A 13991-nucleotide genomic window follows, 5' to 3' on the forward strand; every position below is an offset into this window, starting at 1 on the left:
ACAAATTAAATGTTGAAATACCCGGTATTTGCTTACTGAATGCGGACCTGCTGGCCTGCGTGGGCCTCGGGTAGCCGGTCGCCCTTGCCGAACAGCTTGTGCCGCAAGGTGCCGTCGCGGTAGCCCAGCGGGTAGCGGCCGCGACGTTGCAGCGCTGGCACCAGCAGCTCGACGACATGAGTCAGATCATCCGGTTGCACGGCGTAGGTCAGGTTGAAACCGTCGATGCCGGTCTGGTCGAGCCAGTGTTCCAGCTGGTCGGCAATGTCCTCTTGGTCGCCCACCAATACCGGGCCACGGCCACCGAGGCCGACAAATTCCGCAGCCTCGCGCACGGTCCAGCGCCGGTTCGGGTCGGCGGCGGTGAAGGCCGCCAACGCGGCGCGGCCGGCGTCGTTCTCGACGTACTCGATGTGGGTGTCGGGGTCGAGGCCGGCGAAGTCGATGCCGGTCCATCCCGAAAGCAGGGCGAGGGCGGCGTCCAGGTCGACATAGCGGCGGTACTCGGCAAAGCGCGCCTGGGCCTCTTCACGGGTGGGGGCAACGATCAGCAACGCCTGGGCATAGATCAGCACTTCGTCGCGGCCACGCCCGGCCACTTCGCTGGCCTGGCGGATGCCGTCGGCATAGCGGCGCAGCACCGTGGGCGTCGGCCCGCTGATGAACACACACTCGGCGTGCCGCGCGGCGAACTGCTGGCCACGCGCCGAGGCACCGGCCTGGAACAGCACCGGGGTGCGTTGCGGCGACGGTTGGCACAGGTGCATGCCGGGCACCTGGAAGTGCTCGCCGGCGTGATTGATGGCGTGCACCTTGCTCGGTTCGATGTAGCGGCCAGTGTCGCGCTCCAGCTGCACGGCGTCGTCGTCCCAGCTCTTTTCCCAGAGCTTGTACAGCACCTCCAGGTACTCCTCGGCCAGGTCGTAGCGCTGGTCGTGGCCAAGCTGGCGGGCCAGGCCCAGGTTGCGCGCGGCGCTGTCCAGGTAACCGGTGACGATGTTCCAACCGACCCGGCCATTGCTCAGGTGATCGAGGGTCGACATGCGCCGGGCGAATGGGTAGGGGTGTTCGTAGGTCAGCGAGAAGGTCAGGCCAAAGCCCAGGTGCTCGGTCACCCCGGCCATGGCCGGCACCAGCAGCAGCGGGTCGTTGACCGGCACTTGCACGCCGCCGCGCAGGGCGGCTTGCGGGCCACCCTGGTAGACGTCGTAGATGCCCAGCACATCGGCGATGAACAAGGCGTCGAACAGCCCGCGTTCGAGCAGGCGCGCCAGGTCAGTCCAGTAGTCCAGGCGGTTGAAGGCCACGCTGGTGTTGCGGGGGTGGCGCCACAGCCCAGGCGACTGGTGGCTGGCGGCATTCATGCTGAAGGCGTTGAAGCGGATCGGGCGGGGCATGGCGCAGGCTCTCAGGTCAAGGCAGCACGGAGGTCGGGTAGACCGCATCGGCTACCTGCAGCTTGTGCGGGATCAGGCCCAGGCCCTGGAAGGTGTCGGCCAGCTTCTGCTGTTCGGCGACGATCTGCGGGGTGATGGCCACGGCGTTGTAGTTGCGACGTTCGCTGGCCACTTGCAGGACGCTGGCGTTGATGCCCAGTTGTGGCGACAGCAGGGCGGCAACCTCGGCAGGCTTGGCGTTGGCCCACTGGCTGACCTTGCCCAGTTCGACGAAGAAGGTCTTGAGCAGGTCGCGGTGCTGGTCGGCGAAGGCGGCGGTGGACAGGTAGAAGGTGCGGTTGTTGGACAACCCGCTGCCGTCACGCAGGTTCTTCAGCCCCGGCTGGCTTTGCGCAGCGGCGAGGAACGGATCCCACAGGGTGGCGGCCTGGACGCTGCCCGACTGCAGGGCGGCCACGGCATCGGCGGCGTTGTTGACGTAGGCGGGTGTGATGTCCTGGTAACTCAGGCCGGCTTGTTCCAGCGCCACGGCTAGCAGGTACTGGGCGTTCCAGCCACGGCCGGTGGCCACGCGCTTGCCTTTGAGGTCTTGCACGCTAGTGAGCTGGTCTTGTTCACGCACCACCAGGCCGATGCCGCGCGGGTAGGGTTGTTCGGCGGCCAGGTAGACCACAGGTTTGCCGGCGGCCTGGGCGAACACCGAGGGCGCATCGGCGGCGTGGCCCAGGTCGATGGCGCCGGTGCTCAGCGCTTCGAGCAGTTGCGGGCCAGCAGCGAATTCGTGCCAGGTCACCTTGACGCCTTGCGGGGCCAGGGCTTTTTCCAGGGCGCCGCTGCCTTTGAGGATGTTGATGCTGTTGAATTTCTGGTAGCCGATGCGCAGGGTCTTGGCGTCATCGGCAAAGGCGTCGGACCAGGGCAGCAGGGCGCTGGCGACAGTGGCCAGGAGGCCGCCGACGAGCAGGCGGCGCAAGGGCGAGAAGGCACGGGCAGGCATGGGGGAAGCTCCTTGAACGGCGGGTAATGGATGCACTCAGCCTAAGGAGGTGGCGTTTGGCTTTCAATTTTTTAATTCCATTTGGTTAGATTGTTTTGTTCTTTTTATATCCTTTTGCATCAGCGCGATCTCCCTGTGGGAGCCGGCTTGCCGGCGATGAGGCCCGGGCAGACAAACATTGGCTAGCCTGTCAGGGCCCTATCGCCGGCAAGCCGGCTCCCACAAGTACACCCCCCAGCTTTCATTGACATTTTTTTCACATCCCATTGCTAGGATCCCCAGCACTTTCCAGGAGCCTCAAACCCATGCCCATCCTGCGCCAGCGCGGCACCCGTATCGCTCTGACCACCACCGCCGCAGTGCTCACCGCCACCCTTGGCTTCTTCGCCTGGCAAAGCTTCTACCCCGTCCAGGCCAGTGGCGGCTGGGATGTCGATATACTGCACCGTGACGTGACCAAGGCCGCCTCGCTGCTGCTGCAGGCCGATGGCAGCCTGCTGGTCAGCCGCGAGCTGGACGACGGCCGCGGCAGCATCCTCAAGATCACCGCCCAGGGCGAGCGCGTGGTGTTGATCGATAACCTCTCCAAGCCTGACGGGATGGTCGCGGCCCAGGGCGGCTGGGTGTTCAGCCAGGAAGGCGGGCTCGCGCCGGTAAGCCTGTCGCGTGACGGCCAGGTCACGCACTTGTTCGACGGCGAGAGCGTGCAGGGGCTGTGGAACGATGGCGACTACCTCTACGCCATCGAGGATCGCAAGGGCAATGGCCGACTGATGCGCTACCAGTGGGCCAGCGGCCAGCTTGAGGTGTTGCGCTCGAACCTGACTGAAACCGAAGGCCTGACCCGTTGCGCCGATGGCCGCCTGCTCTATACCGAAAAAGCCACCGGCAAGGTCCGCGCGTTGACCGAAGATGGCCAGGACCCGGTGGTGGTCGAGGGCCTGCGCAACCCGACTTTCCTGCTGTGCGACCAGCGCGGGCTGTGGATCAGTGAAGACAGCACGCACCGTGCTCGCCTGCTGCGCATCGATGCCGACGGCACCCGGCACACCGTGCTGACCTTCCTCAAGGCGCCCCAGGCCATCACCCCGGACGGCAAGGGCGGCTATCTGCTGGCCGAAGGTGGCCGCAACCGGGTGCTGCAACTGACCCCACCCCCTGAGCAAAGCACCGCCCAGCGTTAACTGGGCAAGCGGCGCCTGCGCCCAGGCAGCAGCCCCAGCACCAACATGCAGCCCAGCAGGATCACCAGGCCGCCCGCGGCCTGCAGCAGGCTCAACGCCTCGTTCAGGAACAATGCGCCAATCACTACGGCCACCAGCGTCACGACGAACTCGACGCTGATGGCACGGGTCGCGCCGATGCGCGCCACCAGGCCGAAATACAGCACATAGGTGGTGGCGCTCATCACGCAACCGCTGAGCAGCAAATAGAGCCAGTCGCTGGCCTGTGGCACGGTTGGCACCGGTACCAGCAGTAACAGGGGCAGTGTCAATACGCCGCCGACCAGGAAGGCGCCGCCGGTCACTGTCCAGGGATCTTGCCCGCGCAGGTGCAAACTGGCGTAGTTGCTGCCGAAGGCGGCGCACACGCAGCCGAACACCGAAGCGATGCAGCCGTGGATGAAGGCTTCATTCACCGGTTGGGCCGGGAAACCCACCAGCATCACGATGCCGAGCACGCCCAGCAGCAATCCGGCCAGCCCCTGCGCGGTGATCTTCTCCAGGCCCCAGGCACGGCCGATGAGCATCGAGAACAGCGGGATGGTGGCGATGAAGATCGCGGCCATGGCCGTGCCGATCAAGGGCGTGGCGTAGGACAGGCCGATCAGTTGGCCAGCCACGGTGGTGGCGCCGACTACCAGCAAGGGTTTGAGCAAGGGGCGCAGTTTCAGTCGGCGGCCGAGCAGGGCGCCCAGCACCGCCAGTGTGCTACCCGCGATCAGCGAGCGGAAACTCACCGCACCGGCCCAGCCGAAGGCGTGCACCACCTTGAGCACCACCAGGAAGGAAAAACCCCAGGCGATGGCCAGGAACAGGTAGGCGGCGAGATCGCGTGGGCGCATGGGGCAGGGTCCGTCCGAGAGGGGGCAGCGCAGGCTAGCGGGTTGAACGGGGGGAGATCAACCCGGTTCGTCGAGGGTTATTCAGCCACCAGCAGCAGCGACTGCGGCACTGCACTCTGTGGATGTTGCGGCTCCTGCAGACTGGCCAGCCTGAACCCCGCCATGTCCAATGCATTCAGCCAACTGGCCAGGGTGCGGAAGTACCACGGCATTGGCCGCCAGTCCCCGGCAAAGCCTGCAAAACACTCTTCGCGCCATCCATCCTGGTAGTCACCGTTGGCCACGCTCCATGGGTGCAGGGTCTGGATCAGCAGTGCGCCGCCCGGCAGCAGCAGTGCTTTCATGGCGGCGAGCAGGGGAATGATGTCCTGTTGCAGCAAGGCGAAATTGGCGCAGATCACGTCATAACCTGTACCCATGCCAGAAGCGCTTTCGGCCAGCTGTTCATAGCTGGCCTGGTACACCTGTGGCGAACCGGCCGCGCGCGCCGCAGCGACCAGCGCGGCATCGCCATCCACGCCCGTGGCGTCGATGCCTCGGTCAGCCAGGGCGCGCAGCAACCAGCCTTCACCACAACCCAGGTCGAGCACGCGCTCAGGCTGGCGACCGAGTATGGCCAACAGGATGGCCTGGTCGGTCACCTGCCGGCGACTTTCGATGGCGCCACTGCGCACGGCGTCGATCCAGGCCTGGGCGTTGTGCTGCCAGCTGTGCAGCAAGGCGGCTTCGCGGCTGTGCATTGCACCCTCCAGTGCAGTGGGACAGCTCAAGCATAGGCGTCCGCCGCAGGATTGTCCGAGGCCGGTTGCTCAGCGCCTTGCAAGGCCGGCCGGCCGTAGAACAGCAGGGCGGTCGCCCAGCTGGTGAACCAGACGAAGATCCCGGCCCAGAAGGTATGCGACATGTAGTGCCAGCCTTGCAGGACCCGGGTGGTGCCGTAGACGAAACCGATCAGCAGGATCGCCACCAGCAGTTTGCGTGCATGCTGCCAGCGGTGGCGCAGGGCCACGAAGTACAACGCCAACAAGGTGAAGCCGCTGGAAGCATGGCCGCCTGGCCAGCAGCGGCCATCGCCCGCCTTGCTCAGCAGGGTGAAGTTTTCGTACCACTCCTTGCGCAGTTCATGGCCACCGTACAAGGTGGTTTCCACGGGGCAGTACACGCTGGTGTGGCTTTTCAGGTAGTGGATGACCGTGGTGCTCAAGGCGAAGGCGACCACGACGAACAGGAAATCGCGGCGATGCTGGGCGGTGAAGCGCAGTGCCGGGCTGATCCTGGCCTTGTTCAGCATGCGCGTCACCCACGCGTCCGGGTGATGCTGCAGACGCGGCCACACGAACGACAGCAGCGAGCCGATCACGGCCAGTTCACCTGTCCAATCCGGCAGGATGCGCGGCCACTTGTGGGTGACCTTTTCGAACCATTGGTCATGCAGCAGCGGGAAGCTGCCCGTGGCCGGGTCGATCAGCAGGTTGCTTATCCAGCGGTCCAGTTCGGTGAGGTCGAACAGCAGGAAGACGATCAGCGAGAGCACCAGCGGCAGCAGCAAGTTGTTGATGTAGAACGTGGTACGTGAAGGATTTGGCATGGTTACTTCCCTGTGCTGCTGACAAGTTCGCGCCATTGTTTGGCATTGAGTTGGCCCAGGATGTGGGGCTGGCCGTCGCTGCCCTTGGTGACGAACAGCGCGCTGGCATAGCCGCTGTCTCGCTGCCCCCCGGAAACGTCCAACTGCCGCTCCAGTTGGTCGATGCAGCCGCTGTGGGTGACCAGAACCAGGTTGCGCCCCTCGCGCTTGTGGGCGAACGCCGAGTCAGCAAATGTCCCGTCGCATTGCACCAGCCAGTCTTGAGTTTCGATGGCCTTGCCATAGATGAAAAATGCGGTCTGCCGGGTACGTACTTCCGGGCTGCTGAGCAGGTCGGCCGTGCCCAGCCCCAGGCGGCGAATGCCCTCGCCCACGGCCATCGCCGCGTGGCTGCCGTCGACGGTGATGCCGGTGGGGTCGTTGAGGCAGGCATTGTTGGAGCGATCGCAGCGTTCGGCATGGCGAACCAGAACCATCACCTCGCCCTTGGCCCAGGCGCTATAAACGCCGTGCTTGTTCATCTGTTGCACGCTGCCCAGGTTGCTGACCTGGGTGCCGGAAGCCTGCCACAGACCGAGCAGGAGCACCGCCAGCAGCCCGCCAAACAGCCAGGGCAGTCGGCGGCGCTTTGCGCGCACGGGGCGCAGGCGGGTATCGATCACATTCTCCAGCATGCTGGCACTCCAAGACTCCGGTTCTACGGGTGGGCGGCATGGCCTATCACCCGAAACTGGCCGGCACCATAACCTTGTGGTTGTGGCGCTGAAGTGAAGTGAATGTGAAAAATATGCACGGCGCCGGATGCAGCCAGTGCCGAGTGGAAGCCGGTTATACCCGACAAAATCCGTCAGCTAAGCTTGTTCTGCACTTTACCGACAGCTAGCGCGCGGGAGTAATCATGAACATCACGCTCAAATCGAAGCTGTTGCTGGCCGGCATGACGTTGGCCTGGGGCATGCTCAACGCCCAGGCCGCCGACAGCCGAAAGGTCGATGTGATGCTGGTGGGCGGCGGGATCATGAGCTCGACCTTGGCGGTCTGGCTCAACGAGCTCGAGCCGGGCTGGTCGATGCAGATGGTCGAGCGGCTGGACAAGGTGGCCGAAGAAAGCTCCAACGGCTGGAACAACGCCGGCACCGGCCATTCCGCCCTGGCGGAACTCAACTACACACCGGAAAAAGACGGCAAGGTCGATATCACCAAGGCGGTGGAGATCAATGAGTCGTTCCAGATCACCCGGCAGTTTCTCGCCTGGCAAGTCAAGCAAGGCGTGCTGAAGAACCCGCACTCGTTTATCAACACCACCCCGCACATGAGTTTCGTCTGGGGTGACGACAATATCCGCTTCCTCAAGAAACGCTACGAAGCGCTGCAGGCCAGCCCGCTGTTCAAGCCCATGCAGTACTCCGAAGACCATGAGCAGATTCGCAAGTGGGTACCGCTGATGATGGAGGGGCGCGACCCTCAGCAGAAACTGGCGGTGACCTGGACGCCCATCGGCACCGACGTCAATTTTGGCGAGATCACCCGGCAATATGTTGCCTACCTGCAAACGCGGCCGAATTTCGACCTGAAGCTGTCCAGCGAAGTCGAAGAGATTACCCGCAATGAGGATGGCTCCTGGCATGTCGAGTACAAGAACCTCAAGGACGGCAACAAGGCAGCCACCGATGCCAGGTTCCTGTTCATCGGTGCCGGCGGCGCGGCGTTGCCGCTGCTGCAGAAGTCCGGCATCGATGAAGCCAAGGACTACGCCGGCTTCCCCGTAGGTGGCTCGTTCCTGGTGACCGACAACCCGGCCATCGCCCAGCGGCACATGGCCAAGGCCTACGGCATTGCCGCCACCGGCGCACCGCCGATGTCGGTGCCGCACCTGGACACCCGGGTCCTCGATGGCAAGCGGATGATCCTGTTCGGGCCGTTTGCCACGTTCTCGACCAAGTTCCTCAAGCAGGGCTCGCTGCTCGACCTGCTCGCCAGCGTGAATGTGCACAACACCTGGCCCATGGTGCGGGTGGGCGTGCGCGAGTTCGACCTGGTGCAGTACCTGGTGGGCCAGGTGCTGCAGTCCGACGATGACCGCTTCGAGGCGCTGCGCACCTATTTCCCGGAAGCCAAGCAGCAGGACTGGCGCTTGTGGCAGGCGGGGCAGCGCGTGCAGATCATCAAGAAAGACCCGAACATGGGCGGTGTGCTCAAGCTCGGTACCGAAGTGGTCACTTCGAAGGATGGCAGCATCGCCGGCCTGCTCGGCGCGTCGCCAGGCGCCTCCACCGCGCCGCCGATCATGCTCGACCTGATGGGCAAGGTGTTCAAGGACAAGATGGCCTCAGCGGACTGGCAGGCGAAGATCAAGCAGATCATTCCCTCCTATGGCATCCGCCTGAACGATCATCCCGACCAGGTGCAGAAAGAGTGGGCCTATACCAATGAGGTATTGCAACTGAGCCCGCCGTCCACCGTTGAAACGCAAGCGACCGTCCCCTAGCCGGAGGCGCCGGCTGATCCAGCCATCGTCTGCCGATGTGTAGCCCTTGGGTTGAAGCCCAAGGGCTAAACTTACGGCGAGGCATAACCATCCATTCCAATGACCACCGCCCCCGGGCCGGACTTCCCTCGTCGACGGTGGCCTTCTTGCAGAGGAGGGCAGGTCATGGACGAGGCAAGGCTTCAGGACTTCATGGGCAAGCTGGTGGGCGACATGGGCGCGGCGGCGACGCTGGCCAATGTCATTCTCGGTGACGAACTGGGGCTCTATCGGGCCATGGCCGACAGTCAGCCGACCACGCCCGAAGCGCTGGCGGCCAAGACCGGTTGCCACCCACGGCTGGTGCGCGAGTGGCTCAATGCCCAGGCGGCGTCCGGTTACATGACCCATGACAAAGGGCAATTCGTGCTGCCCGAGGAGCAGGCCATGGCGCTTGCGCTGGAGGACTCGCCGGCCTACATGGCCGGAGGCGCGGCGGTGGTGGCGGCGCTGTTCCACGACAAGGACAAGCTCGTGGCGGCCATGCGTGGTGACGGCGGGCTGGCCTGGGGTGACCATCACCCGTGCATGTTCAGCGGTACCGAACGGTTCTTCCGGCCGGGCTATCGGACCTTCCTGGTGGCTGAGTGGCTGCCCGCGCTCGACGGTGTAGTGGGCAAGTTGCAGGCTGGGGCCAAAGTGGCCGATGTCGGGTGCGGGCATGGCGCCTCGACCCTGGTCATGGCCCAGGCGTTTCCGGCATCGACGTTCACCGGCTATGACTACCATGCACCTTCCATCACCACCGCCAGCGAGCGTGCGCGCGAGGCGGGGCTGGAAGGGCGCGTGAACTTCCAGCAGGCCTCGGCCAAGGATTACCCGGGCCACGATCATGACCTGGTGTGCTTCTTCGATTGCCTGCATGACATGGGCGACCCGGTCGGCGCGGCGCGGCATGCCTACCGGGCGCTGAAGGCCGACGGAACGGTGATGCTGGTGGAGCCCTATGCCGAGGATTCGCTCGATGGCAACCTGACGCCGGTGGGGCGCCTGTTCTACGCGGCGTCGACGTTCATTTGCACGCCGAATTCGCTGTCCCAGGAAGTGGGGCTGGGGTTGGGGGCGCAGGCGGGGGAAGCGCGGTTGCGGGCGGTGTTCGAGGAGGCAGGGTTCACAAGGTTCCGGCGGGCGACGCAGACGCCGTTCAACCTGATTCTGGAGGCCAGGAAGTAGCTAGCGGCCCCATCGCCGGCAAGCCGGCTCCCACAGGTACGGCACCGAACCTGAGTACAGTGGGGTACCTGTGGGAGCCGGCTTGCCGGCGATGAGGCCGGGGCAGACAAAAAAGGGGCGCCTGGTTGGCGCCCCTTTCAGTCTTGCTTAGGCTTCAGCGTCCCAAGGACGATCGCCTTTCTCATCTTTCACGCGGGTTGGCAGGCCCATGACGTCCAACGCCTTGAGGAACGGCTCGGCTGGCAGCTCCTCGACGTTGACCATGCGCTTGGCATCCCACTCGCCACGGGCGACCAGCAGGGCCGCAGCCACTGGCGGGACACCGGCGGTGTAGGAGATACCCTGGCTGTCGGTCTCGGCGTAGGCTTCCTCGTGGTCAGCCACGTTGTAGATGAACACTTCGCGCGGCTGGCCGTCCTTGGTGCCCTTGACCAGGTCACCGATGCAGGTCTTGCCGGTGTAGCCCGGGGCCAGGGAGGCTGGGTCGGGCAGCACGGCCTTGACCACTTTCAGCGGTACCACTTCCAGGCCTTCGGCGGTCTTGACCGGCTGCTCGGAGAGCAGGCCAAGGTTCTTCAGCACGGTGAACACGTTGATGTAGTGCTCGCCGAAGCTCATCCAGAAGCGCACGTTCGGCACGTTCAGGTTCTTCGAGATCGAGTGGACCTCGTCGTGACCGGTCAGGTACAGGTTCTGCGAGCCAACCACCGGCAGGTCGTCGGTACGCTTGACTTCGAACATGGTGTTGCTGGTCCACTGGCTGTTCTGCCAGCTCCATACTTGCCCGGTGAACTCGCGGAAGTTGATCTCCGGGTCGAAGTTGGTGGCGAAGTACTTGCCATGGGAACCGGCATTGACGTCGAGAATGTCGATCGAATCAATGCTGTCGAAGTACTGTTGCTGCGCAAGTTTTGCGTAGCTGTTCACCACACCCGGGTCGAAACCGACGCCGAGAATGGCGGTAATGTTCTTTTGTTGGCACTCTTCGAGGTGTTTCCACTCGTAGTTGCCGTACCACGGCGGGGTCTCGCAGATCTTGCCCGGCTCTTCGTGGATGGCGGTGTCCAGGTAGGCGACACCGGTATCGATGCAGGCACGCAGCACCGACATGTTGAGGAACGCGGAACCGACGTTGATCACGATCTGCGATTCGGTCTCGCGGATCAGTGCCTTGGTCGCCTCGACATCGAGGGCGTTGAGCGAGAAGGCCTGGATGTCGGCGGGAACCTTGAGGCTACCCTTGGCCTTGACGCTGTCGATGATGGCCTGGCATTTGGAGATGTTCCGTGACGCGATAGCGATACGACCCAGTTCGTCGTTATGCTGCGCGCACTTGTGGGCCACCACCTTGGCGACACCTCCTGCACCAATGATAAGAACGTTCTTCTTCAATTTACCTTTTGCTCCTTACTTGAGTGCCGGTCTTTACGACAGGCTGGAAACGTAGTCTTCGAAACCGAACTCGCGCACCACTTCGACGCTGCCGTCGAGTTGCTTGACCGCGATGGACGGCATCTTCAAACCGTTGAACCAGTTTTTCTTGACCATGGTGTAACCCGCGGTGTCGACGAACGACAGGCGGTCGCCGATGGCCAGCGGACGATCGAATTGGTACTCGCCGAAGATGTCACCGGCCAGGCACGACTTGCCGCAGACCATGTAGGTGTGCTCGCCATCGTTGGGTGCCATCTTGGCATTGAGGCGGTAGATCAGCAGGTCGAGCAGGTGCGCTTCGATCGAGCTGTCGACCACGGCCAGGTGCTTGCCGTTGTACAGGGTGTCGAGCACGGTCACTTCCAGCGAGGCGCTGTTGGTGATGGCGGCTTCGCCCGGCTCCAGGTAGACCTGCACGCCGTATTTTTCCGAGAAGGCTTTCAGGCGCGCGCAGAACGCGTCGACTGCGTAGTCTTCGCCGGTGAAGTGGATGCCGCCACCGAGGCTGACCCACTCGACCTTGTGCAGCAGGTGGCCAAAGCGCTCTTCGATGTGCGTGAGCATCTTGTCGAACAGGCTGAAGTCACCGTTCTCACAGTTGTTGTGGAACATGAAGCCGGAGATCTGCTGGATGACCTTCTCGATCTTTTCCGGGTCCCACTCGCCCAGGCGGCTGAACGGCCGGGCCGGGTCGGCCAGCAGGTAATCGGAGCTGCTCACCTGCGGGTTGACGCGCAGGCCACGGACCTTGCCTTCGGACTGTTCGGCGAAGCGCTGCAGCTGGCCGATCGAGTTGAAGATGATCTTGTCGCAGTTCTCGAGCATTTCCTCGACCTCGTCGTCGGCCCAGGCCACGCTGTAGGCGTGGGTTTCGCCGGCGAACTTCTGGCGGCCGAGCTTGAGCTCGTAAAGCGAGGAAGAGGTGGTGCCGTCCATGTACTGCTGCATCAGGTCGAAAACCGACCAGGTGGCGAAGCACTTGAGGGCGAGCAGTGCCTTGGCACCGGAGTGTTCGCGCACGTAGGCGATCTTCTCCATGTTGCCCAGCAGCTTGGTTTTATCGATGAGGTAGTACGGCGTCTTGATCATTTAAAGGCCCCCGGCCAGGCCGGCCAAAAAAAGGACACGCATTGTGCCTTCACTTGCTGCATATCGAAAGAGTGAGATCAGCATTTCGTCGCGGTCGTTGCTGTTGGGGCGGGTTTTTCCGATGGCGACGGGCTTATTTGAACAGGCCTGTGTGAACATCCTAATCACCGGCTATGCAGATGAAGAAGAATCGGATGAGTAGCCGTTATCGAACAGGAGCTGAGCATGAAAGTTGGCGTCATATCCGACACCCACGGTTTGCTGCGCCCCGAGGCGATCGATGCGCTGAAGGGGTGTGAACAGATCGTGCACGCCGGCGATATCGGCAAACCCGAAGTCATCGAGGCGCTTGGGGCCTTGGCGCCGCTTCAGGTCGTGCGTGGCAACAACGACCTGAAATTGCCTTGGGCGGCGCAGATAGCCGATCAGTTGCGCTTCGAGATGGGGGGCTGGCAGGTGCTGCTGGTCCACGACATTGCCGATGTGCCGGACGCGTTGGATGAGGGGGTGCGGGTCGTGATCACCGGGCATTCGCACAAGCCGCTGATCGACTGGCGGGAAGGGCGGTTGTTCCTGAATCCCGGGAGTGCCGGGCCGCGGCGGTTCAAGTTGCCAGTGACGGTGGCGGTGATTGAGGTCGAAGGGGAGAAACTGGTGCCGCGGATCATTCCATTAATCGAGTGAGACTACTGGCCTCATCGCCGGCAAGCCGGCTCCCACACAGTTACCCCACAGGTCGCAGATGCTCTGGGGTGCCCTGTGGGAGCCGGCTTGCCGGCGATGAGGCCAGTAAAGGTAGCGTCAGTCGACCTGCTTCAACCAATCCTGAATCTGCCCAAGCGTTGCCGTAGCGCCGCCACACACCACGACCAGCACATTCTGGTAACCGGCCAACTTCCCAGACGCGTAAGCCAGCGCCAACGCCGCCCCGCAGGCAGGCTCGACCAGTACCCGATGATCGCTCAGGAACTGCTCGCACGCCTCCAGTGCCGCGCGATCGGTGACCAGAACGCTCTGCACCGGATGTTCGCGCACGCACACCAGGGCCTGGTCGGCAACACGCTTGGCGCCCAGCGAGGTCGCCACCGACGCGATACGCTCCAGCTCCACCGAGTGACCGGCCTGCACCGCAGCGTGAAGCGAAGCCGCACCTTCGGTTTCCACCGCCAACACCGGCACGTCATCCCAGCCGTTGCGCTTGAGCCCTTCGACTACGCCACTGAGCAGGCCGCCGCCGCCGACCGACAGCACCACGGCGTCGGGTTTGATCCCGGCGGCAGCGACCTCGTCAACCAGGCTGGCATGCCCGGTCCACAGCAGCGGGTCGTCGAAGGGGTGGATGAAGGCATCATCGGCCCCGACCAGGGTCTGTGCCAGCTCATTGGCCTCCTGCCAGGAGCTGCCATGCACCACCACCTTGGCGTCTTCCAGGCGCAGCAGCTCCTTGGCGCGGTCGCTGGTGGTTTCAGGCACCACCACCGTCACCGGCACGCCGAGCTTGCGACCGGCATAGGCCACTGCCAGGCCGGCATTGCCACCGGACGAGGAAACGAAATGTCGCGCGCCACGGGCATGGTGGACTTCGCAGGCATGGCCCACGCCACGCAGCTTGAACGAGCCACAGGGCTGAAGGGCATCGAGCTTGAGCCAGACCGAACGGCCAGCGGCCAGCGTCAGGGGGCGGGATTCGATGAGGGGCGTCTGGATATGCAGGGACATGG

The 13991-nt window shown here is 63.7% G+C and carries 13 protein-coding genes; 4 read left to right on the top strand and 9 right to left on the bottom strand.

Annotated elements, in window-relative coordinates:
• Positions 1-32 precede the first annotated feature (32 nt).
• The gene (locus ACIPZB_RS09165; protein WP_400639931.1) at positions 33-1397 is read right to left on the bottom strand and encodes an LLM class flavin-dependent oxidoreductase; all 1365 of its coding nucleotides are present in this window, start codon (positions 1395-1397) and stop codon (positions 33-35) included.
• A 16-nt stretch (positions 1398-1413) separates the two neighbouring features.
• Positions 1414-2394 carry an aliphatic sulfonate ABC transporter substrate-binding protein gene (locus ACIPZB_RS09170; protein WP_400639932.1) on the bottom strand — a complete coding sequence of 327 codons (981 nt, stop codon included), beginning with the start codon at positions 2392-2394 and terminating at the stop codon, positions 1414-1416.
• A gap of 305 nt (positions 2395-2699) precedes the next feature.
• Between ACIPZB_RS09170 and ACIPZB_RS09175 the strand changes: the two genes are divergently transcribed.
• Positions 2700-3578: a hypothetical protein gene (locus ACIPZB_RS09175; protein ID WP_400639933.1), complete on the top strand. Its 879-nt coding sequence runs from the start codon at positions 2700-2702 to the stop codon at positions 3576-3578.
• Here ACIPZB_RS09175 and ACIPZB_RS09180 read toward each other — a convergent pair.
• The 4 genes from ACIPZB_RS09180 to ACIPZB_RS09195 form a co-directional block, all read right to left on the bottom strand.
• The gene (locus ACIPZB_RS09180) at positions 3575-4459 is read right to left on the bottom strand and encodes a DMT family transporter (protein WP_400639934.1); all 885 of its coding nucleotides are present in this window, start codon (positions 4457-4459) and stop codon (positions 3575-3577) included. The two genes, ACIPZB_RS09175 and ACIPZB_RS09180, sit on opposite strands and share 4 nt — an antisense overlap.
• A gap of 77 nt (positions 4460-4536) precedes the next feature.
• On the bottom strand, positions 4537-5199 hold the full coding sequence (locus tag ACIPZB_RS09185) for a class I SAM-dependent methyltransferase (RefSeq protein WP_400639935.1): 663 nt from the start codon (positions 5197-5199) through the stop codon (positions 4537-4539).
• 26 nt (positions 5200-5225) lie between these two features.
• Positions 5226-6047, bottom strand: coding sequence for a phosphatase PAP2 family protein (locus ACIPZB_RS09190; protein ID WP_400639936.1), 822 nt, complete (start codon positions 6045-6047; stop codon positions 5226-5228).
• Positions 6048-6049: 2 nt separating this feature from the next.
• Positions 6050-6721 (bottom strand): histidine phosphatase family protein, encoded by a 672-nt coding sequence (locus tag ACIPZB_RS09195; RefSeq protein WP_400639937.1) that lies wholly within the window; start codon positions 6719-6721, stop codon positions 6050-6052.
• A gap of 224 nt (positions 6722-6945) precedes the next feature.
• Here ACIPZB_RS09195 and mqo point away from each other — a divergent pair, with 224 nt between their 5' ends.
• Complete coding sequence (mqo, locus tag ACIPZB_RS09200) at positions 6946-8535, top strand: malate dehydrogenase (quinone) (RefSeq protein ID WP_400639938.1); 1590 nt, start codon at positions 6946-6948, stop codon at positions 8533-8535.
• 165 nt (positions 8536-8700) lie between these two features.
• A complete protein-coding gene (locus ACIPZB_RS09205) occupies positions 8701-9747 on the top strand; it encodes a class I SAM-dependent methyltransferase (RefSeq protein WP_400639939.1) in 1047 nt (348 codons plus the stop codon).
• Between the two features lie 147 nt (positions 9748-9894).
• On the opposite strand, the gene ACIPZB_RS09210 is transcribed toward ACIPZB_RS09205, so the two are convergent.
• Together ACIPZB_RS09210 and nspC are read right to left on the bottom strand one after the other, a co-directional pair.
• Positions 9895-11139, bottom strand: a complete 1245-nt coding sequence (locus tag ACIPZB_RS09210) for a saccharopine dehydrogenase family protein (RefSeq protein ID WP_016394970.1) — start codon at positions 11137-11139, stop codon at positions 9895-9897.
• A 33-nt stretch (positions 11140-11172) separates the two neighbouring features.
• Positions 11173-12270, bottom strand: coding sequence for a carboxynorspermidine decarboxylase (nspC, locus tag ACIPZB_RS09215; RefSeq protein WP_400639940.1), 1098 nt, complete (start codon positions 12268-12270; stop codon positions 11173-11175).
• A gap of 225 nt (positions 12271-12495) precedes the next feature.
• Here nspC and ACIPZB_RS09220 point away from each other — a divergent pair, with 225 nt between their 5' ends.
• Positions 12496-12954, top strand: coding sequence for a metallophosphoesterase family protein (locus ACIPZB_RS09220; protein ID WP_400639941.1), 459 nt, complete (start codon positions 12496-12498; stop codon positions 12952-12954).
• Between the two features lie 117 nt (positions 12955-13071).
• Here ACIPZB_RS09220 and ACIPZB_RS09225 read toward each other — a convergent pair whose 3' ends face one another.
• Complete coding sequence (locus tag ACIPZB_RS09225) at positions 13072-13989, bottom strand: pyridoxal-phosphate dependent enzyme (protein WP_400639942.1); 918 nt, start codon at positions 13987-13989, stop codon at positions 13072-13074.
• Positions 13990-13991 lie beyond the last annotated feature (2 nt).

Source organism: Pseudomonas sp. NPDC089396, assembly GCF_044749545.1.
Taxonomy (GTDB): Bacteria; Pseudomonadota; Gammaproteobacteria; order Pseudomonadales; family Pseudomonadaceae; genus Aquipseudomonas.